This window comes from Microvirga pakistanensis (genome assembly GCF_004458765.1).
In the GTDB taxonomy this organism is placed as follows: domain Bacteria; phylum Pseudomonadota; class Alphaproteobacteria; order Rhizobiales; family Beijerinckiaceae; genus Microvirga; species Microvirga pakistanensis.
The window spans coordinates 256,819-276,771 of the sequence record NZ_SPJX01000184.1; the positions used below are offsets into that span (position 1 = coordinate 256,819).

The window sequence follows — 19,953 nt, forward strand, 5'->3', positions numbered from 1 at the left end:
CCTCCGTCACGCGCTGCGCGCGTGGGCCCGCGCCATTTCGCGCAGCTGGAATTTCTGGATCTTGCCGGTGGACGTTTTCGGCAGCTCGGTGAAGATCACCGTGCGCGGACATTTGAACGAAGCGAGATGCTGTCGGCACCAGGCGATGAGGTCTTCGGCCGTCGCTGAATGATCCGCCCTCAGCTCCACGAAGGCGCACGGCGTTTCGCCCCATTTCTCGTCCGGCATCGCAACGACGGCGACCGCCTGGACCGCAGGATGCTTGTAGAGCGCGTCCTCGACTTCGATGGAGGAGATGTTCTCTCCCCCGGAGATGATGATGTCCTTCGAGCGGTCCTTCAGCTGCACGTAGCCGTCGGGGTACTTCACTCCGAGATCGCCGGAATGGAACCAGCCGCCCGCGAAGGCTTTCTCGGTCGAGTCGGGATTCTTCAGATAGCCTTTCATCACGACATTGCCCCGGAACATGACCTCGCCGAGCGTCTTTCCATCCGCGGGCACCGGCTGCATCGTGTCCGGGTCGAGCACGTCGAGGGCTTCGAGCACCGGATAGCGCACGCCCTGACGCGCTTTTTTCGCCGCGTATTCGGCAGGCGGCAGCTTGTCCCAGTCCGCGTGCCACTCGTTGACCACGGCGGGGCCGTAGACCTCCGTCAGACCGTAGAGATGCGTCACGTCGAAACCCGCATCCTTCATGGCGGCCAGCACGGCTTCCGGCGGAGGCGCCGCCGCCGTCATGAAGCGGACCGTCTGGGAGAATGCGCGCTTCTCAAGAATCGGCGCATTCAGGAGCATCGACATCACGATTGGCGCGCCGCAGAGATGGGTCACCCCGTAGTCGGCCAGGGCATCGTACATGGGCTTCGATCGAACGGCGCGCAGGCAGACATGCGTGCCGGCGACGATCGACAGCGACCATGGGAAACACCAGCCGTTGCAGTGGAACATGGGCAGCGTCCAAAGGTAAACGGGATGCTGGCCCATGGCGCCGGTGACGATGTTGCCCATCGCGAGCAGATACGCGCCACGGTGGTGATAGACCACGCCCTTCGGGTCCCCCGTGGTGCCGGATGTGTAGTTCAGGGTGATGGCGTCCCACTCGTCCCCAGGCAGGTTCCAGGCGAATGCGGGATCGCCCTCCGCCAGAAAATCTTCGTATTCGAGTGCGCCCAGGCGCTCGCCCGAACCCGTGAACTCGGGATCGTCGTAGTCGATGACGAGGGGCTTGGCGGAAGCGAGTTCGAGAGCGGCCTTCACGACGCCCGAGAACTCACGATCCGTGATGAGCACCTTCGCTTCGCTGTGATCGAGAGAGAAGGCGATGATCTTGGCGTCGAGGCGGGTGTTGAGCGTGTTGAGCACCGCGCCCGCCATGGGCACGCCGTAATGGCATTCGAGCATGGCGGGGGTGTTGGGCAGCACCACCGACACCGTGTCGCCGCGCCCGATCCCGCGACGGGCCAGAGCCGACGCCAGGCGCCGGGAGCGGGCATAGAAATCCCGATAGCTGCGCCGCAAGGAGCCATGGATGATGGCCGTGTGCTCAGGGTGAACGCTTGCGGCCCGCTCCAGGAATGTGAGGGGCGTGAGAGGCTGGTAGTTCGCCGGGTTCTTATCGAGATTCGTGTCGTAAACAGTCGAGGTCACGAGCGTTTTCCCAATGTCTGCCGATATGATGCCCAGGGGCCCGGCAGGATGTTCTTGTATAACCCCATCCTACCAAAGGGCCATGCACCCGTCGCGTGTGTTTACGGCAGGCATGCCTTAGCAATAAGGCGTGTTGATGAGGCGGCAGGGCTGCCTCGCGGGCGGCCCTGCGTCACGTCTTTACTGGCCCACCTTCACGAGCGGGCAATCGCTGTCCGAGAGCGGGCGGAAGGCCTCGTCGCCCGGGATCGTCCGGATCAGCTTCAGGTAATCCCAGGGCTCGCGGGATTCCTCGGGTTTCTTCACCTCGAGCACGTAGAGGTCGTGGACCATGCGGCCGTCCTCACGGATCTTGCCGTTCTTGGCGAAGAAGTCGTTCACCGGCAGTTCCTTCATCTTCCGCGCGACGGCCCGCGCCTCGTCCGTGCCTGCGGCCTCGATGGCCTTGAGGTAGTGGATGATCGACGAGTAGACCCCCGCCTGACCCATTGTCGGCATGGCCTTGTGGCGCTCGTAGAAGCGCTTCGACCAGGCGCGCGTCTCGTCGTTGAGGTCCCAATAGAAGGCCTGGGTCATCAGGAGACCCTTCGCCTGTTCCAACCCGATCGCATGAACGTCGGTGATGTGCATGTAGAGACCCGCGAGCTGCAGACCGGCCTCCGTGATCCCGAACTCATGCGCCTGCTTGATCGCATTCACCGTATCGGCGCCGGAATTGGCGACCCCGATGATCTTCGCCCCCGAGCTCTGGGCCTGGAGGAGGAAGGACGAGAAATCGTGGTTGCCTTGGGGGTGCCGGACGCCACCGGCGACCTTTCCGCCCGCCTTGATCACGGCATCGGCGGTGTCGCGCTCCAGGGCGTGTCCGAAGGCGTAATCCGCCGTCAGGAAGAACCAGGGGCCACGCTTTGCGAGAGGCTGTCCCGTCCCGACGGCCAGTCCATAGGTATCATACGTCCAGTGGATGCCCACGGGGGAGCAGAACTTGCCCGTGAAATCCGAGGATCCACCCGTCGAAGCGATGATCAGGCGGTTCTTTTGGCGGCCGATCTCCTGGATGGCCAGCATGACGGAGGAGGTGGGCAGATCGACGATGGTGTCCACCTTCTCCACATCGATCCAGCGATTGGCGACGGCGGAGCCGACGTCCGGCTTGTTCTGATGGTCGCCGGCCACCACTTCGATGGGTTTCCCGAGCACCTTGCCGCCGAAATCCTCAATGGCCATCCGGGCGGCGATGGTCGAACCGGGGCCTGCCATGTCCGCATAGATGCCGGACTGGTCGTTCATCACCCCGATCTTGACCACCCCATCGGAGATCGCATCAGGGGTTTGAGCCGCGGCAAGCGAGACTCCTACGGACATGGTGCTGACGATCGCTGCCAGCGCGATTGGGTGCCTGCAGGGCATTGTTCTCTCCCGTGATGAGGTTTGGTGACGGAGAGACAAAACGCCATGCCGCGTTCTTGTCAACGGAAAAGTTCCTTATAAAGAACAAATCGGACTGGAATTGCGACCTGGGCAATGGATCGACAAAGACGGACAGGCCTCGGTCTCGGGGCAAGTGCCTCGCGACGCCGGAGGGCGGGGCCATGTCGGTGCTTCTGTTCTCCGAAAAGAACGAGCCCCAGGGGGGGAGCCCTCTGGCCGACGGGCCTGCCTCCATCCTGAAACGAAAGAGGCCCCTGTGACGCGAGGCGCCCCTTATCATCTTGGCTCTTAGAGCGGCAGGCCTCGAAGCGCCGAAACCGCCGACATCACGCCGCGAAGCTCGGCGAGTCCCTTCAGGCGGCCGATGGCCGGGTAGCCCGGGTGCGTCGGCTTGCCCACGTCGTCGAGCAGTTCGTGGCCGTGATCGGGACGCATCGGAATGCGCCAGCGGTCGCTGCCGGCATCCTTGCGGCGCTTCTGCTCTTCGAGAAGCGCGGTGACCACCGCCACCATGTCCGTGTCGCCTCCGAGATGGTCCGCTTCCATGAAGGAGCCGTCCGGCTCCTTGGCGACATTGCGCAAGTGAGCAAACCAGATCCGGTCGGCAAAGCGTCTCGCAATCGCCGGCACATCGTTGGACGGGCCGGCTCCCAGGGAGCCGCTGCAGAGCGTGATGCCGTTGGCGGGCGAGTCGACGGCGCCGACGATGAAGGCAAGGTCCTCCGCGTTCGAGACGATGCGGGGCAAGCCCATTAGCGGACGCGGCGGGTCGTCCGGGTGGATGCACATGCGGATGCCCACCTCTTCCGCAACGGGGATGACCTCGCGCAGGAAGCGCGCCAGGTTTTCGCGCAGGGCCGCGGCATCGATCCCTCTGTAGCGGTCGAGCATCGCACGCAGGCCCGGAACGTCGTAGCGGTCATAGGCGCCGGGCAGGCCCGCCATGATGTTCGCGAGCAGCTTGCTGCGGGCGGCCTCGGAGGATCTTTCATACCATTCCTTGGCGCGCGCGAGGACCTCCGGCGACTGCTCCGCCTCGGCGCCGGGACGCTCCAGCATGAAGCAGTCGAACGCGGCGTATTCATGGGCGTTGAAGCGCAGCGCAGTTCCTCCCCCGGGAAGAGGGTGGGCGAGCTCGGTGCGCGTCCAGTCGACGACCGGCATGAAGTTGTAGCACACCGTCGTGATACCGCATTGTGCGAGGTTGCGCAGGGATTGGCGGTAATTGTCGAAGAGCGTGGTGAGATCGCCTTCGCCGATCTTGATGTTCTCATGGATCGGCAGGCTCTCGACCACGCTCCAGCGCAGGCCCAGCGACCGGTCGGCGGCGATTTCGGCCTTGCGCTTCTCGATCTCCTCCACACTCCACACGACGCCATAGGGAATGTGATGCAGGGCTGTCACGATTCCTGTCGCGCCAGTCTGCCGGATATGAGGAAGCTGAACGGCATCGTCGGGACCGAACCAGCGCCAAGTCTGTTCCATGAAAGCACCTTACGGGATTGGCCGATCTCCCGATCGGCTTTGAGGTTTGAACCTGATTCCTACATCACCGCGCCGATCTGCCAGGGCAGGAACTCGGCATCGCCATATCCGAGAAGCTCCGACTTCGACCGCTCCCCAGAGGCCACTCTCAGGATTGTTTCGAAGATCTCCCGACCCTTCTCGGCAATTGAAACGCCGTCGAGAATATCGCCGCAATTGACATCCATGTCGTCGATCATCCGCTGGTAGACGTCGCTGTTCGTCGCGAGCTTGATCGAGGGCGTGGGCTTGCAGCCATAGGCCGAGCCGCGCCCGGTGGTGAAGCGCAGAACGTTCGCGCCGCCGGCCACCTGTCCCGTCGCCGAGACCGGATCGTAGCCGGGCGTATCCATGAACACGAAGCCTCTCGCCGTGACCGGCTCGGCATAGCGGTACACGCCCTTGAGCGTCGTCGTGCCGCCCTTGGCCGCCGCCCCCAGAGACTTCTCGAGGATCGTCGTGAGGCCGCCAGCCTTGTTGCCGGGAGAGGGGTTGTTGTTCATCTCGCCCCTGTTGCGCGCCGTGTATTCTTCCCACCAGCCGATCAGATCCACGAGCTTTTCGCCGATCTCGCGCGTTGCGGCGCGGCGGGTGAGGAGATGCTCCGCGCCATAGATCTCAGGGGTTTCCGACAGGATTGCGGTGCCGCCATTCTTGACGAGAAGATCGACAGCCGCTCCCAAGGCGGGGTTCGCCGTGATGCCCGAATAGCCGTCCGAGCCGCCGCATTGCAAAGCGAGCATCAGTTCGGAGGCGGGCACCGTCTCGCGTTGGACACGATTGGCCAGCGGAAGCATGTCGCGGATCGCCGCGACGCCGGCTTCGACGGATTTGCGCGTGCCGCCGGTCTCCTGAATCGTCAGGGAACGGAACGTGTCGCTCTCCTCGATCGCGTAGAGCTCCTTCCAGCGCCCGATCTGAAAGACCTCGCAGCCCAGGCCGACCATGAGAACTCCGGCCATGTTGGGATTGGACGCATAGCCCCACTGAGTCCGCTTGAGGATGTCGGCCCCTTCACCCTTGTGATCCATGCCGCAGCCCGTGCCGTGCACCAGGGGAATGACGCCATCGATGTGAGGATAGTCGCTGAGTATGCCCGATTGCTCGATTTCACGTGCGATGAAGCGCGCAACGGAAGCCGAGCAGTTCACGCTCGTCAGGATCGCCAGGTAGTTCCGGGTTCCGACCTTGCCGTTCGCGCGTCGATAGCCCTGAAATGTCGCACGCGCCTCGACGGGGAGCACGGCCTCAGGCCTAGCGTCCTCGGCGAAGCGATAATCGCGCGCGAAGGCATGCATCTCCACGTTATGCTCGTGCAGCCATTCACCGGGCTCGATCGGCTTCGATGCGAAGCCGATGATCTGGCCGAACTTGAGGATTGGATCGCCTTGCGCGATCCCGGCAGTGGCCATCTTGTGGCCTTTAAGGACGCGGTTCTTGGCCGTAACCCCATGCAGGACCGATCCAGGCATGATGGGATCGACGGCTACGACAAGGTTGTCGCGTTCGTGAAGGTGCACAACTCGCGGTGCGAGGGTCGGCTTGTCCAGCATCGTCGATCCTTCCGGCGAGGCCCTATCCATCGAGAGCGAACGCTCAGGCGCTGAGAACGTCCGCAGACGTTTCCGTCTCGGACTCGAACAGGTGCGGGTGCTGCGCCGCGAGTTCCGGCAGTGTGCGCAGGATCTCGCTCAGATGCTGGTGCATCGCCTCCTGCGCGGCCGCCGGGTTCTTCTCCTTGATCGCGTTCACGATCAGCACGTGCTGTGCGAGGACCACATGCCGCGGCACGGCCTTCGTCATGTCGAGAAATCGCACGCGGTCCATCTGCGGCTTGATGTCTTCGATCATTCGCCACGCGGCGGGGCGACCAGCCGTCTCCGCGAGAAGCCGGTGAAACTCCTCGTCGAGCGCAAGGAACTCCTCCGTGGAGGCGGAGCGCTGCGCCCGGCGCTGCCGGGTGAGGCTGGCATTCAGCTCCGCAAGCATGACTGGCGTCGCCTTCAACGCGGCCTCGTGGACGACCGCGCATTCCACCGCGTCCCGGATGAAGCGTGCGTCCTCGACGCCCGCTCGCGAGATCTTGACCACCTGCGTGCCCCGCTGCGGCAGTACCCGAACGAGGCCCGCCTCGCTGAGCTTGATCAGCGCCTCCCTGACCGGCGAGCGGCTGACGCCGAACTTCTGGGCAAGGTCCTGCTCGGACAGCATTTCGCCCGGCGAGATCTGCATGGTCACGATGGCTTGGCGCAGGGCGCGCGTGACCTGCCGGGCCATCGGCTCGCGGCTGGCGTCGAGTTTCGCAAGGGCAGGTCTATTAGTCATAAGTGGCACACTACCATACTAGTAGGCCATTGCAAAGCCGCTGCAACCGCTCTAATCTCTGAACCGATCTCGGAGAGCGACCGGAAAAGGTCGGGACGAAACGCTATAGGGAGAATGCCATGCTGATCCACCCGGACCGGCTTTTCCCCGTCGAGCCCGCGGCGCGGGATGTTGCCCGAAGGCTCTACGAGGGAGTCCGCGATCTGCCGATCATCTCTCCCCATGGCCACACGGATCCGCGCTGGTATGCCGAGGATGAGCCGTTTCCGGATCCGGCGACGTTGTTCGTGATCCCCGATCACTACATTTTCCGGATGCTCTACAGCCAGGGTGTGCGCCTGGAGGAGCTGGGCATCCCAACCAAGGATGGCGCACCTGTCGAGCGCGATCCGCGCGCGATCTGGCGGCGTTTCGCCGCGCATTATCACCTGTTTCGCGGCACCCCCACGCGCGCGTGGCTCGATCATGCATTCGCAACGCTCTTCGGCTTTACGGAGCGGCTCTCTGCCGACAATGCCGACGCCTATTACGACCGGATCGATGCCGCTCTGCGCACGCCCGAGTTTCGTCCGCGTGCTTTGTTCGAGCGCTTCCGCATCGAGGCTATCGCCACGACGGAAAGCCCGCTCGATCCTTTGAAGCATCACGAGGTCATCCGCCGGTCGGGCTGGGGAGGGCGCGTGGTCACGGCCTACCGTCCCGATCCGGTCGTCGATCCGGACTTCGAAGGCTTCCGGCAGAACCTCGTCCACTTCGGCGAGATCACCGGCTGTGACACGTCCAGCTGGAGCGGCTACCTGGAGGCGCATCGCAGGCGACGTACGTTCTTCCGCGAGTACGGTGCAACGTCCACCGATCACGGGCACCCCACGGCGCGAACCGCCGATCTCTCGCGGGCGGACGCCGAGGCATTGTTCGGCCGTGTCTCGACAGGTGCGGCGAGCGCCGACGATGCCGAGCTGTTCCGAGCCCAGATGCTCACGGAGATGGCTGCCATGAGCGTCGAAGACGGCATGGTCATGCAGATCCATCCGGGCTCGTTCCGCAACCACAACAGCACGATCTTCAGCCGCTTCGGCCGTGACATGGGTGCCGACATTCCCACGCGAACGGATTACGTCCGCGCTCTGAAACCTCTCCTCGACCGGTTCGGCAACGAACGAAACCTCACGCTCATTCTCTTCACGCTGGACGAGACCAGCTATTCACGCGAACTGGCGCCGCTCGCGGGGCATTATCCGGCGCTGAAGCTCGGCCCTGCCTGGTGGTTCTTCGATGCGCCCGAGGGAATGCGTCGCTTTCGGGAGCTCACGACGGAAACCGCCGGGTTCTACAACACGGTCGGATTCAACGACGACACGCGGGCCTATCTCTCGATTCCCGCCCGCCACGATGTGGCACGCCGGGTCGACTGCGCTTTCCTGAGCCAACTCGTGACCACCCATCGCCTGGACGAGGACGAGGCGCATGAGCTGGCCTACGACCTCGCATATCGCCTCGCGAAAGAGGCCTACAAGCTGTGAGAACCGACTTGGCCGGCAAAGAGGCCAATCGCACAGAAAGGGAGGAAGACATGACGAACCTGATCAACAGACGAACCTTCGTGGGAGGGATGGCCGGCGCTGCCGGCGTGGCCGCTCTCGGCGGCCCCAGCTTCGCGCAGCTGGCGCTGCCGACGAGCCCGGTCGCGCTCAACGTCATCGACGTGGCCGGCAATCTGGCGCTGACCCAGAAGGCGATCGAAAATTACCGCAAGGCCAAGCCCAATCTCGTTTCGCGCATCACGTTCACGAAGGCTCCGGCGCCGGAACTCGCGGGCAAGCTCAAGGCGCAGCAGGATGCCGGTCGCGTCGACATCGACCTCGTGCTCACCGGCACGGATGCGCTCTCCGCGGGCATCGACCAGAAGCTCTGGGTGGATCTTGTTCCGCAGCACGCGGCTGCTCTGCCGAAGCTCGACGACATCTATCTTCCTGCCGCCGCCAAGATGCAGACCCTGGCCAAAGGGCAGGGCGTCGTCGTCACCTATTATCCGTCCGGCCCGCTGCTCGAGTACATGCCGGATCGGGTGAAGAAGGTACCCACGACCGCCGAGGACCTGCTGGCCTGGACCAAGGAAAATCCGAACCGGCTGATCTATGCCCGCCCGGCGAATTCCGGACCCGGTCGAACGTTCCTGATGGGCCTGCCTTATCTGCTCGGCGACAGCAACCCGCAGGATCCGGCCAAGGGCTGGGACAAGACTTGGGCCTATCTCAAGGAACTTGGGCAGAACATCGAGTACTATCCGTCTGGAACCGGCGCGGTCATGAAGGAGCTGGGCGAGGGCTCCCGCGACATGACGGTCTCGACGACCGGCTGGGACATCAACCCGCGCGTGCTCGGCGTCGTGCCGAAGGAAGCGAAGGTCGCCGCGCTCAAAGGCTTCCACTGGGTCGCAGACGCGCACTACATGTGCATCCCCAAAGGATTGGCGAACGAGAAGATCGCCGTTCTTCTCGACCTGATGAGCTTCCTGCTCACGAAGGAGCAGCAGGCCTACACCTATGACGAGGGCTATTTCTATCCCGGTCCCGCCGTGAAGGATGTCACCCTCGACATGGCTCCGCCGGAAAGCCAGGCGGCCATCAAAGAGTACGGCCGCCCCGAATACGAGAAGTGGATCGCCGAGAACCCGATCGAGCTGCCGCTCCAGCCGGAGCAGATGGTGGTTGCGTTCCGCATGTGGGACGAACAGGTCGGCGGAGCCAAGCGCAAGTAAATCTGAGGACCCGCGATGACCATAGCTCTCTCACAGTTCAACGAAGTTCGGCTCGACCGCGTCAGCCGGGAGTTCGGCGCCCTCAACGCCCTTCGCGACGTGTCCTTGACGATCCAGCGGCGCGAGTTCATCGCGCTGCTCGGACCTTCCGGCTGCGGCAAGTCCACCACGTTGAACTGCATCGCGGGTCTTCTGCCCGTCACGGGGGGCGCCATCTGGCTCGACAAGAGCCGGATCGACACGCTCAGGCCCGAAGAGCGCGGGTTCGGAATGGTCTTTCAGAACTATGCGCTCTTTCCGCACCTCAACGTGCGCCAGAACATCGGCTTCGGCCTCAAGATGCGCGGAACGCCGCGGGCTGAGATCGACAGGAAGGTGAACGAGGCGCTCAGCCTCGTGCGCCTGCAAGGGCAGGAAAACAAGCTGCCGGGACAATTGTCCGGCGGCCAGCAGCAGCGCGTGGCCATTGCCCGCGCCATCGTCATCGAGCCGCCGCTCGTCCTAATGGACGAGCCGCTGTCGAACCTCGACGCCAAGCTACGTCTCGAGATGCGCGCCGAGATCCGGCGCATCCACAACGAACTCGGCGCGACCACGATCTACGTCACGCACGACCAGGACGAGGCCTTGTCGCTCGCGGATCGCATCGTGGTGCTGCGCGACGGGGTCGTTCGTCAGGTCGGCACGCCGAAGGAGCTCTACGATTCTCCGGCCCACCTGGATGTCGCGGACTTCATGGGCTTCCGCAACAAGCTCAAGGGTACGGTTCTCGCGGTCGAGAACGGCAGGACGGTTCTCGATGTGGAGGGATCCAGGATCAGCGGCATCGCCCGTGAAAACCTGTCGGTGGGCTCGACCGCCTTTGCGGCGATCCGTCCGGACGATCTGATCCTCGGTGAGGCTGGCGGAAATGCCCTGAAGGTCAAGGTGGACACCATCGAGTATCGCGGTCGTGAATTCGTCGGAACGGCGCATTCGGATGGGGGGCTCGACTTCGTATTCCGTGCCCATCAGCCCGTGGATCTGGGCACGACCGTTCACCTGCAGGCTGACGACCAGCGCGTCCTCGTCTTCGCCGAACCGATCAAGGGGAGGAGATGATGGAGGCGCTCGCACCCACAACCCGCGTCGAGCACGGACCCAGCCTGCGCCAGCGGCTGGCCGCCAAAGGCTTCGATGCCGTCACGCTGTTGGCGGTTCCCGCGGCCATCTTCAGCCTGCTGCTCTTCGTCTATCCCTTCGCCTTCGGCTTCGTTCTCTCCTTCGAACCGAAGAATGGCGGCTGGCTCGCCAATTACCAGCGCTTCTTCTCCGATTCCTATCTCTACGACACCATCGCCAATACGCTCTGGCTGTCGGTCCCCGTCACGCTGCTGAACCTGCTGTTGGCCGTGCCAGTCTCGTTTCGCGTGCGACTCATGCGCCGCCAGCGCCTTCTGACGACTATCCTTGTTCTGCCGATCACCCTCGGCACCGTTCTGGTTGCGGAAGGACTCCTGAACTATCTCGGTCCTCAGGGGTGGTTCAACCGCACCCTCGTCACCTTCGGGATCCTCGATCAACCCATGCGGCTGGTGCACAATTACTGGGGCGTTTTCGCGTCTCTCGTGATCACGGGTTTTCCATTCACGTTCCTGCTGACCCTGTCCTATGTCACTGGCATCGACCCGGCCCTGGAGCAGGCGGCGGCGACTCTTGGAGCGAGCGCCTGGCAGCGCTTCCTTCATGTCTATCTGCCGCTCCTGATGCCGGGCTTTGCGATCACGTTCTGCCTGTCCTTCGTGCAGGCTTTCTCGGTCTTCCCCTCGGCGGTCCTTCTCGGCGAGCCTGCCGGCTCGACCCGCGTGATCTCCATCGCGGCCTATCAGGCGGCCTTCGAGGAATACGACTACTCCATGGCTTCGGCTGTTGCGATGATCATGGGGTTCGTCCAGCTCGCCATCGTCGTGCTGGTGCTCGCCTCGCGCGGGCTGTTCTACCGTGGCCCGGCTTCCGGCGCGAAAGGATAGGATGATGATCCGCGACACGACACTTGGCGCGAAGCTGTGGGCGGTGGCCGTCTGGAGCCTCGTGGGCTTCTTCGTCATCAATCTTCTGGCCATGATCGCGACGGTGGTGACGAGTTCCTTCGCCACCCGCTGGCTCGGCACATGGCTGCCGCTCGGCTGGACGACCCGGTGGTATACGTCCGCCTGGAACGAGTTCCAGCTCTGGGACGTGCTGATCGTCACCTTTCAGGTGGTCGGACTGGTGGTTCTGATCTCGGGGGCGCTCGGCGTCACGGCCGCCTATGCGCTCGCGCGCCGCGACTTCGCCGGCAAGCGCCTTCTGGTGCTGTTGTTCCTGCTGCCTCTCCTCATTCCGCCGATCACGTTCGGCATTCCTCTGGCGACCGTTCTCTACCAGACGGGACTGGCTGGCACGTTCTGGGGCGTTGTCGTGGCCAATCTGGTCCCGACGGTGCCCTTCGTCATCCTCGTGATGATCCCGTTCATCGAGCAGATCGATCCAAAGGTCGAAGCGGCGGCCCGGGTGTTCGGAGCGAACACCTTCAAGCTCTTCATCCATGTGCTCCTGCCGCTGCTGCTGCCAGGCATCCTGGCGGCGCTCCTGCTGGTTCTGGTGCGCACCATCGCCATGTTCGAGCTGACCTTCCTGGTCGCCGGGCCGACGAGCCAGACCCTCGTCGTGGCGCTCTACTATGCAGTCTTCGCCGCAGGTGTGCGCGCCGTGCAATCCATCGATGCCATGGCCGTGGTCTACATGGCCACCACGCTGGTATGGCTCGTCATCGCGCTGCGCTTCGTGAATCCCACGCAGATCGTCACCCGCGCGAAGCAGCAGCCCGCCCATTGAGGATGTCATGCCGAAGCGCCTGAACGAAGAGACCCTTGCCGACCTGCCGCCTGCCGTCGAGCGCCCTCGCTACGATCGCCGGGCCGTGACCGCAGGCATCGTGCATCTCGGCGTGGGCGCGTTTCACCGCGCGCACCAGGCCGTGTATGTCGATGAGATCCTGGCTGAGGATCCAGGTTGGGGAATCGTGGCTGCCAGCCTGCGCAGTCCGGATACCTACGATGCGCTGGCGCCTCAGGACGGTCTCTATACCCTCTCCGTCCGCTCCGGCGAGGGAGAGGCATTGCGGGTCATCGGTTCGGTCCAGCGCGTCATCGTCGCTCCCGATGCCGTAGAGGATCTTCTGCGCGTCATGGCGGACCGGAGAACACGGATCGTCTCGCTGACCGTGACCGAGAAGGGCTATTGCCACGATCCCGCGACAGGAACGCTGAACGAATCGCATCCGGACGTCCGGCACGATCTGCAGAACCCGCATCTGCCCCGGTCGGCTCCGGGCTTCATCCTCGAAGCCTTGCGCCGGAGGCGGATCGCACGCGTTGCCCCCTTCACGGTCCTCAGCTGCGACAACCTTCCCTCGAATGGACGAACGGTCAAACGTGTTCTGACGCGGTTTGCGGAATTGTGCGATCCCACTTTCGGGCGGTTCGTGGCGGATGAGGTGTCCTGCCCCTCAACCATGGTCGACCGAATCGTTCCCGCGACGAGCGACGAGGATCGCAGGCGCATCCGTGAGGCATTGGGTGTCACCGACGCATGGCCCGTGGTGACGGAACGCTTCACGCAATGGATCATCGAAGACCGGTTCCCGCAGGGCCGCCCGGCCTGGGAGAACGCTGGCGCGGAGTTCGTATCGGACGTTGAGCCTTACGAGCATATGAAGCTGCGGCTCCTCAACGGGAGCCACTCGACGCTGGCCTATCTCGGCTATCTCTCCGGCTACGAGACGGTTGCGGACACCATGGCCGATCCTGCGTTCGAGCGCCTGATTGGCGGGCTGATGAACGACGAGGTGACGCCGACGCTCCACATGCCTGCGGGCGCGGATCTCAACGCCTACAAGCGCGCCCTCATCGAACGATTCAAGAATCCCGCTCTCCGACACAGGACGTGGCAGATCGCCATGGATGGCTCGCAGAAGCTGCCGCAGCGCCTGCTCGGCACGGTCCGCGACCGCCTGCGGCAAAATGCGCCCATCAGCCGGCTCGCGCTCGGCGTTGCGGCGTGGATGCGCTACGTGACCGGCATCGACGAGAGGGGAGCGCCCATCGACGTGCGCGACCCGATGGCCGCGCGCCTGCGGGAGACGGCGGATCGGGCCGGAGGCTCCCCGGAGCGCTTGGCCACCGAGTTGCTCGCGCTGCGGGAGATCTTCGGTGACGACCTCCCCGGCGATTCGCGTTTCACCGGACCGGTCGGCATGGCCTTGGCGCGACTCTATGCGCAGGGCGCCAAGAGGACCGTCGCGGAATGGGCCTAAAGCATCGGGCGAGACATCGAACTCACGCCCGGTGCTTTAGGCTTTTGGTTTGCGAGCATCTTTTCACGCAAAGCCGGCTCCCACTTGTGCGTTTGATGCTCTGGCCCGTCAGATCTTGAGGCCCTCGACGTTGTAGATCGGGACAGGACGGCTCAAGCCTTTCAGCGGAAAGTCGCCGAGAGAGATCGTCGTGGCGAAATCCTCCACCTCGGCTGCGATGCGCTGAGTCACCAGAATCTGGTTATCGCGCGCTTCCGAGCAGAGACGGGCTGCGACATTCGTCACGGTGCCGATCGCCGCGTAATCGAAACGGCCTTCGAAACCGATCCGGCCAAGCGTCGCATAGCCCTGCGAGATCCCGATCCCGAACCCGATCGAATAGCCGCGCAGACCCCAGTCGTGCGCCAGCGCCTGGATCTTGTCGCGCATTGCGACGGCGAGCCGTACCGCGCGGGCAGCCGCATCAGGACAGGGGATGGGGTCGTTGAAGAAGATCATCATCCCGTCGCCCGTGAAGCGTTCAAGTGTTCCCTCCGCAGAATGGATCAGGGGGCCGAGCGTCGAATGATAGGCCTTCAGCAGAGCCATCACCTCCTCGGGTGCGGCAATCTCGGCGAAACTGGTGAAGCCGCGCAGGTCGCAGAAGAGCACGACGATTTCCCGGCGGTGATGCTCTAGAATTTCGGCATTGCGACCTTTCGAGGCAATCATGTCGGCGATCTGGGGAGCCAGGAAGCGCCTGAGGTCACGCAGCCGCTCGAGTTCCTGCACCTGCTGCTGCACGCGCGTCTGCAGGTCCTGGTTCAGAACGGCCAGTTCCGCTGCTTGCGCCTGGACCGTATCGTAGAGTGTTTTGATCCTCAGCAGGGAGCGCACCCGTGCCACGAGGGTTGTCGGTTCGAAGGGCTTCGTCAGATAATCGTCGCCTCCCGCATCGAGACCTGCGACCACATCCTTGATGCTGGATTTGGCTGTCAGCAGAATGATCGGGATGGCACGAAGAGCCTCATCGCTCTTGAGGCGCTTGGTGACTTCGATCCCGTCCATTCCAGGCATCATGATATCGAGCAGAACCAGATCGGGCCGGAGGCGGCCTGCCTGCTCCAGAGCCTCGGGTCCATTGGAGGCTGTCGCGACATCGTATCCTTGGGCCTCCAGACGGACCCGGACAATCTCGATATTCTCCTCGATATCGTCGACCACCAGAAGGAGAGGGCGCTCGCGCATAGCGATCATTCCAGAAGTTCGCGGATCTTCGCGAGAATCTGACGAGGGCTGAAGGGCTTGGCGATGTAGCCGTCGCAGCCGGCCGCCCAGGCCTTCTCCTCGTCTCCCGAAAGAGCATAGGACGTCACCGCGATGATGGGTGGCGGTTGGGTCGCAGTGTTGGCCTTGATGTGCCGGATCGCCTCATACCCGTCGAGAATGGGAAGCTGAATGTCCATCAGGATCAGATCGGGCTTGAACTCCGCGGCTGCCGTCACGGCCGCTCTACCGTCATGCGCTTCGCAGATCTCGAATCCCGAATGTGCCAGGAGGTCGCGCAGGATGCGCCGATTGTCCTCCGTATCCTCTACGATCAGGATCCGCTTGCTCATCAGGCAGCCTCCGTGACACGCGTGTCCAGTGGCAGGTCTATCGTGAAGGTCGAGCCTTGGCCCACATCCGAATGAACATGAATCGTGCCGCCGTGCATCTGAACGATGCGCTTCGAGATTGCGAGGCCGAGACCTGTGCCGGTGCCTCCGTTCACCGCGTTGGAGCCCTGTTGGAAAGCCTCGAAGATGAGCTTCTGGTCTTTGGGGGAGATGCCGATTCCGGTGTCCTTTATGGCGATCTTCAATCGTCCGTCCTCAACGCCGGCGATCACCTCGACCGAACCATGATCGGTGAACTTGATGGCATTGCCGACGAGATTGACGAGAACCTGGGTCAATCTGCGCTCATCGCCGCTGCCCAAGGGAAGGGCCTCGGGGATCGAAACTTTCAGGACGATGCCCTTCGCCTTGGCGAGGGGCTCCGCGGTCGTCACAACGGCGTGGACGAGATCCGAAACCGAATAGGGCTCGGCAGCAATCAGAAGCTCTCCCGCCTCGATCTTGGAAAGATCGAGGATGTCGTTGATAAGGGCGAGGAGATGCCGCCCGTTGATCTGCACGCGGGTGAGAACGCCGTGCGCCTTTTCAGGAAGGCTGCCATAAAGCCCGTCGATCAACAGTTCGGTATAGCCGAGCACCGCATTGAGCGGCGTGCGGAGCTCGTGACTCACATTCGCCAGGAAGCGTGACTTGGCCTGGCTTGCCTCCTCGGCCTGCTCCTTCGCCTGCCGCAGAACATCCTCGAACCGTTTCAGATCGGTGATGTCGAAATAGGTCAGCATGCGCCCGCCGTCCGGGAGGGCAATGATGCGATACTGAAGAACCTGACCGTTCTTCAGGCGCATCTCGGTCATGGTGGTGACGCCGCTCTTGATCTCCCCGATCCGCTTCGCCTTGTAGGCTTCCCAATCCTCGTCGGATACGTCGTAGCTGCCCAGTTTCCGGCTCTTCTCCATGTCGTCTTCCAGGGAGCGAGGTTTATCGTAGAACCCCTCGGGCATCTGCCAGATCTCGCGGTAAGCGCGGTTGGCAAGGCGGACGTGGAAATCAGGATCGAGGAACAGGATGCCATATTGAATGGTTTCGAGGACCGCGTTGAGGTCGCGCAGTACCGCTTCGGTTTCTTTCTTCGCCTGCTTGAGCTGCGTCTCTCGCTGCTTCAGCTCCGTGATGTCGTTGAAGGCGAAAAGGAGCGCCGGGGAGGATTCGTAATCGGCGAAGCTCGCGTTGACCAAGGCCCAGAATTTTCTCCCATCGTGGCGCTGCAGGAGGACTTCCACATCCTGCGCGCGGCCCTCCTGCGAGAGGATTCTCAAGATCCGCTCTCGATCAGCAGGGTTCGCGTAATAGTTCGGCGCGGCTGTTCCCCGCAACTCTTCCTGGGTGAGTCCGATCGCCTCCGCCGTGCGGGCGTTGGCATAGAGAATGCGGCCATCCGACATCCGTGTGACCACAAGGGGGAACGGGGCAAGCTCCAGAAGGCGCCGCTGCCGTTGCTCGGCGAGAGCGATCGCGTCGAGAGCTCGCTTTTGCTCGGTAATGTCCACATAGGTGAGCATGCGCCCGCCATCGGCCAGGGCCACGCAGTGGTATCGGAGCACGTGGTTGTTCGGGGACTGGATCTCGATCGGAGACTCGTCGCAATGCCGGATATCCTCCATGCTGCGTTCGATGAAGGCATCCTCGTATTCGGTCTCGATGCCCATGGCCCTGCTGTGATGGGCAATGACGTCACGGATGGGAGTGCCCTTTGCGAGTTGCGACTCCGGGACGACCCACATTTCCTTATAGGCACGGTTCGCGAGTCGGATCTTCAAGTCGGGGCTCAAGAAGAGGATGCCATAATCGATTGTGTCGAGAAGCGCATTGAGCTCACGGTGACGTGCAAGCTCGCGCTCGGCCCGTTCGCGTTCGGATAATTCGTGGGCCAGTTCCTCGTTCAGCTTGGCGAGGCTCGCGCTGCGCTCGCTGAGTGCGGTTTCGCGAGCGTCGATCTGCCGGGCCATCGTGGTGAAAGCCTCCGCCAGCTCGCCGATCTCGTCGTCCCGCTTCAGGTTGAGGTGGGTCTTGAACTGACCCTTGGCCACGGAACTGGTCGCACGCACCAGCAGCCGGAGAGGAACCGCGATCTGGCTTCGCAATGTGGAGCTCAGAATGGCGATCTCGAGTACCAGGGCAAGCGCGCCCATGAGGAGAATGAGCCGGGCCGTCTTCCAGGCACTTTGGGCGGCAAGATCCAGCGGGTAGACGGTGGCGAGAGTCCAGGCTGGACCACTGAGCTTCGTGACCGCGATCACCTGGTTGGTGCTGTCGCTGCGAACGATCGTCTGCTGCGGCGGACGATCGATGGTCAGGCGATGAATTTCCTCGAGCTGCGGATCGCCGGTGTCCGAAATGGGCAAGGAGCCGCTGCGTGCCTGAATGGCATCCATGAAGCGGGGATGCGCGATGATCCGCCCTTCCTCGGAGAAGAGGATGTTGTATGTGCCGTCCAAATCCGTGCTCACGGCGCGCCCGATCAGGTCGTGGACGAGAATGTCCTGACCGATCTGGATCGCGGGTCGGCCGTCCAGCAGAGCAGGGCGCGTCACCGACACAAGCCAGTCGTTGATGCCGTAATCGAAATAGAGTTCGGACCAACGCTCCTTGATGGAATTCCCTGTGGAAGGCGTGTTGGCAACGAGGACTCCATCCTTCTTGTCTGAAAGCAGGTGCAGCTTGCCCGAGATCTCCCAGTCACCCGCGCGCAGGGCCCAAGGCTGGTCGGGCCAGTACATGAGCACCGCACCTTCCGGGGTCATCACGTAGAGATTGGCGAATTGGCTCTTCCAGGCGGGACCGAATTGCGTGATTAGGTCGAAGGCCACAACGAGACGCCGCTTGAGGTCGCGTTCGAGCATCACATGCTTGCCGATGAACCCTGTGACGCCATAGGTTCTGAAGACGTTCTCCGTCAGCCGAGTCGTCCCGTCGGCACGCTGCTCGAAGAGCGCAGCGAAACGCTGCTCGGCCCCTTGCGGGTCCATCTGACTGATTTCACGGAGATAACTGTCCGAGAAGGTGCGGATATTGCTGCTGGCAAGGTCGAAAATGGCGCTTTCCCGCACCCGCCTTTGTTCGACATAGCGCTCCAGGCTTTCTGTCGCCTGCTGCTCGAAGCCTGTCTTCACGTGCCAGTAGCTCATGATGGTGGCGGCGGCGACGACGAGGCTGATGCGGATCGCAATCTTGCGAAGCGTCAGGAGAGTGAGCGAGCGTTTGGGGCTGGAGACCTTGCGGGTTTCAGTCGACCTGAGGCTTGTCATGGAACGGCCCTGGCGAGGGGAGGGAGATCCTTGATTCCAAGCCTTCTGGCGATCCGGTCGTTGAAGAACAATTCGCCGTCGCGATTGTACGAGAGAGGAATGTCGCTGGGCTGAACGCCTTCCAGGATGCGAAGCGTTGCCTGACCGACCCAGCGTCCCTGTTCCTGGGGGCTCTTCACCACGCCGATGAGGCTCACGGCCGTGAGCCATTCAAAATCAGTGCCGCTCGGAACTTCGCTCTTCTCCTCCGCGAGGCGGCTGGCGTCGGCTGGGTTCCAGTCAGGGACCGCGCCGACACCCAGGATCATGAGCATGTCGACTTCCTTCTGCGCTCGCAGGAAAGCCTCCCTCCAGGCTGCGTGTGATTTCACGAAATAGGTCTTGTCGTAGACGATCCCGAAAAGCCGTTCGTGATATGTCAGCTCCTTGCGTTTGACTTCCGTATCCTCGGCGAGGAAACCAAGCCTTGATCCGCGCGCATGCCGGCGCAGCAAGTTCAGGATCTGCGGGATGGGAGAGACCTCCACCATTCCGGTGGTGTTGCGGTAAGGCAGGCCATAGGTGGAGGCATCCCAGTTCAAACCGCAGAACACGACCGGGACCGCAGCATCACGCAGATGGGACATGACGAGGTATTGCGCCGCGGGGTCGTCGCTGACCGTGACCACATGCGGCCTGAACTCGTCGATCGTTCGAAGGGCCTCCCGGACGGATGCTTGAATTTCGCCCTCCGATGGCCGCCGCTTCGTGTCCATATGGAAGACGCGGAGGTCGATTGCCTTCCCGCTCAGGGTTTCCTTGAGAGCGGCGAAGATCCCGTCGTTCCATTGGTTGCCAGCATGATAGGAGTCGATATGGAGAACTCTTTTCAAGTCCTCCTGCGCATGAACATCTTCCGCCGGCTGAAATATGACCAGGACGAAGGCAGCAAGGCAGGTAAGTGCTACTTCCCGCATCCGAGATCGTGCCTGGTCGAAACGTCTTAACATGGCATAATCCGATCGTCTGAACGTTCGATTGCCTTTG

15 protein-coding genes are annotated in these 19,953 nt (G+C 62.8%); 6 read left to right on the forward strand and 9 right to left on the reverse strand.

The window, feature by feature from the left end; translation table 11 throughout:
• Nucleotides 1–6 precede the first annotated feature (6 nt).
• The 5 genes from E4K09_RS09005 to E4K09_RS09025 form a co-directional block, all read right to left on the reverse strand.
• A complete protein-coding gene (locus E4K09_RS09005) occupies nt 7–1,647 on the reverse strand; it encodes an acyl-CoA synthetase (protein ID WP_134496404.1) in 1,641 nt (546 codons plus the stop codon).
• A 180-nt stretch (nt 1,648–1,827) separates the two neighbouring features.
• Nucleotides 1,828–3,057 carry an ABC transporter substrate-binding protein gene (locus E4K09_RS09010; protein ID WP_134496405.1) on the reverse strand — a complete coding sequence of 410 codons (1,230 nt, stop codon included), beginning with the start codon at nt 3,055–3,057 and terminating at the stop codon, nt 1,828–1,830.
• Nucleotides 3,058–3,366: 309 nt separating this feature from the next.
• Nucleotides 3,367–4,563: a mannonate dehydratase gene (gene uxuA / locus E4K09_RS09015; protein WP_134496406.1), complete on the reverse strand. Its 1,197-nt coding sequence runs from the start codon at nt 4,561–4,563 to the stop codon at nt 3,367–3,369.
• 59 nt (nt 4,564–4,622) lie between these two features.
• Entirely contained in the window at nt 4,623–6,155 is a 1,533-nt protein-coding gene (locus E4K09_RS09020; protein ID WP_134496407.1) for a UxaA family hydrolase, read from the reverse strand.
• Between the two features lie 43 nt (nt 6,156–6,198).
• Nucleotides 6,199–6,927, reverse strand: coding sequence for a GntR family transcriptional regulator (locus tag E4K09_RS09025; RefSeq protein ID WP_134496408.1), 729 nt, complete (start codon nt 6,925–6,927; stop codon nt 6,199–6,201).
• 119 nt (nt 6,928–7,046) lie between these two features.
• On the opposite strand from E4K09_RS09025, the gene uxaC reads away from it, so the two are divergent.
• From uxaC to E4K09_RS09055, 6 genes are read left to right on the forward strand one after another with little or no spacing between them, the layout of a single operon-like run.
• Nucleotides 7,047–8,450, forward strand: coding sequence for a glucuronate isomerase (uxaC, locus tag E4K09_RS09030; RefSeq protein ID WP_134496409.1), 1,404 nt, complete (start codon nt 7,047–7,049; stop codon nt 8,448–8,450).
• Between the two features lie 50 nt (nt 8,451–8,500).
• The gene (locus E4K09_RS09035) at nt 8,501–9,688 is read left to right on the forward strand and encodes an ABC transporter substrate-binding protein (RefSeq protein WP_134496410.1); all 1,188 of its coding nucleotides are present in this window, start codon (nt 8,501–8,503) and stop codon (nt 9,686–9,688) included.
• A gap of 15 nt (nt 9,689–9,703) precedes the next feature.
• The gene (locus E4K09_RS09040) at nt 9,704–10,789 is read left to right on the forward strand and encodes an ABC transporter ATP-binding protein (protein ID WP_134496411.1); all 1,086 of its coding nucleotides are present in this window, start codon (nt 9,704–9,706) and stop codon (nt 10,787–10,789) included.
• Nucleotides 10,789–11,697: an ABC transporter permease gene (locus tag E4K09_RS09045; protein WP_134496412.1), complete on the forward strand. Its 909-nt coding sequence runs from the start codon at nt 10,789–10,791 to the stop codon at nt 11,695–11,697. Before E4K09_RS09040 ends, E4K09_RS09045 begins: the two co-directional genes overlap by 1 nt.
• Before the next feature lie 4 nt (nt 11,698–11,701).
• Nucleotides 11,702–12,544: an ABC transporter permease gene (locus E4K09_RS09050; protein WP_134496413.1), complete on the forward strand. Its 843-nt coding sequence runs from the start codon at nt 11,702–11,704 to the stop codon at nt 12,542–12,544.
• Nucleotides 12,545–12,551: 7 nt separating this feature from the next.
• The gene (locus E4K09_RS09055) at nt 12,552–14,024 is read left to right on the forward strand and encodes a mannitol dehydrogenase family protein (RefSeq protein WP_134496414.1); all 1,473 of its coding nucleotides are present in this window, start codon (nt 12,552–12,554) and stop codon (nt 14,022–14,024) included.
• A 108-nt stretch (nt 14,025–14,132) separates the two neighbouring features.
• Here the strand turns inward: E4K09_RS09055 and E4K09_RS09060 are convergent, their stop codons facing one another.
• From E4K09_RS09060 to E4K09_RS28955, 4 genes are read right to left on the reverse strand one after another with little or no spacing between them, the layout of a single operon-like run.
• A complete protein-coding gene (locus E4K09_RS09060) occupies nt 14,133–15,251 on the reverse strand; it encodes an adenylate/guanylate cyclase domain-containing protein (RefSeq protein WP_134496415.1) in 1,119 nt (372 codons plus the stop codon).
• 5 nt (nt 15,252–15,256) lie between these two features.
• Entirely contained in the window at nt 15,257–15,622 is a 366-nt protein-coding gene (locus E4K09_RS09065; protein WP_134496416.1) for a response regulator, read from the reverse strand.
• A complete protein-coding gene (locus E4K09_RS09070; RefSeq protein WP_166802229.1) occupies nt 15,622–18,927 on the reverse strand; it encodes a PAS-domain containing protein in 3,306 nt (1,101 codons plus the stop codon). The genes E4K09_RS09065 and E4K09_RS09070 overlap by 1 nt, the downstream gene beginning before the upstream one ends.
• Nucleotides 18,924–19,799 (reverse strand): ABC transporter substrate-binding protein, encoded by an 876-nt coding sequence (locus tag E4K09_RS28955; protein WP_166802230.1) that lies wholly within the window; start codon nt 19,797–19,799, stop codon nt 18,924–18,926. Before E4K09_RS28955 ends, E4K09_RS09070 begins: the two co-directional genes overlap by 4 nt.
• Between the last annotated feature and the right edge of the window lie 154 nt (nt 19,800–19,953).

Excerpts from the sequence above, each read along its gene's own strand:
- E4K09_RS09055 (WP_134496414.1), top strand. The coding sequence starts at position 12,552 with ATGCCGAAGCGCCTGAACGAAGAGACCCTTGCCGACCTGCCGCCTGCC.
- E4K09_RS09065 (WP_134496416.1), bottom strand. The coding sequence starts at position 15,622 with ATGAGCAAGCGGATCCTGATCGTAGAGGATACGGAGGACAATCGGCGC.
- E4K09_RS09010 (WP_134496405.1), bottom strand. The coding sequence starts at position 3,057 with ATGCCCTGCAGGCACCCAATCGCGCTGGCAGCGATCGTCAGCACCATG.
- E4K09_RS09040 (WP_134496411.1), top strand. The coding sequence starts at position 9,704 with ATGACCATAGCTCTCTCACAGTTCAACGAAGTTCGGCTCGACCGCGTC.
- E4K09_RS09020 (WP_134496407.1), bottom strand. The coding sequence starts at position 6,155 with ATGCTGGACAAGCCGACCCTCGCACCGCGAGTTGTGCACCTTCACGAA.
- E4K09_RS09035 (WP_134496410.1), top strand. The coding sequence starts at position 8,501 with ATGACGAACCTGATCAACAGACGAACCTTCGTGGGAGGGATGGCCGGC.
- E4K09_RS09025 (WP_134496408.1), bottom strand. The coding sequence starts at position 6,927 with ATGACTAATAGACCTGCCCTTGCGAAACTCGACGCCAGCCGCGAGCCG.
- E4K09_RS09045 (WP_134496412.1), top strand. The coding sequence starts at position 10,789 with ATGGAGGCGCTCGCACCCACAACCCGCGTCGAGCACGGACCCAGCCTG.
- E4K09_RS09060 (WP_134496415.1), bottom strand. The coding sequence starts at position 15,251 with ATGCGCGAGCGCCCTCTCCTTCTGGTGGTCGACGATATCGAGGAGAAT.
- uxuA (WP_134496406.1), bottom strand. The coding sequence starts at position 4,563 with ATGGAACAGACTTGGCGCTGGTTCGGTCCCGACGATGCCGTTCAGCTT.
- uxaC (WP_134496409.1), top strand. The coding sequence starts at position 7,047 with ATGCTGATCCACCCGGACCGGCTTTTCCCCGTCGAGCCCGCGGCGCGG.
- E4K09_RS09050 (WP_134496413.1), top strand. The coding sequence starts at position 11,702 with ATGATCCGCGACACGACACTTGGCGCGAAGCTGTGGGCGGTGGCCGTC.
- E4K09_RS09070 (WP_166802229.1), bottom strand. The coding sequence starts at position 18,927 with ATGACAAGCCTCAGGTCGACTGAAACCCGCAAGGTCTCCAGCCCCAAA.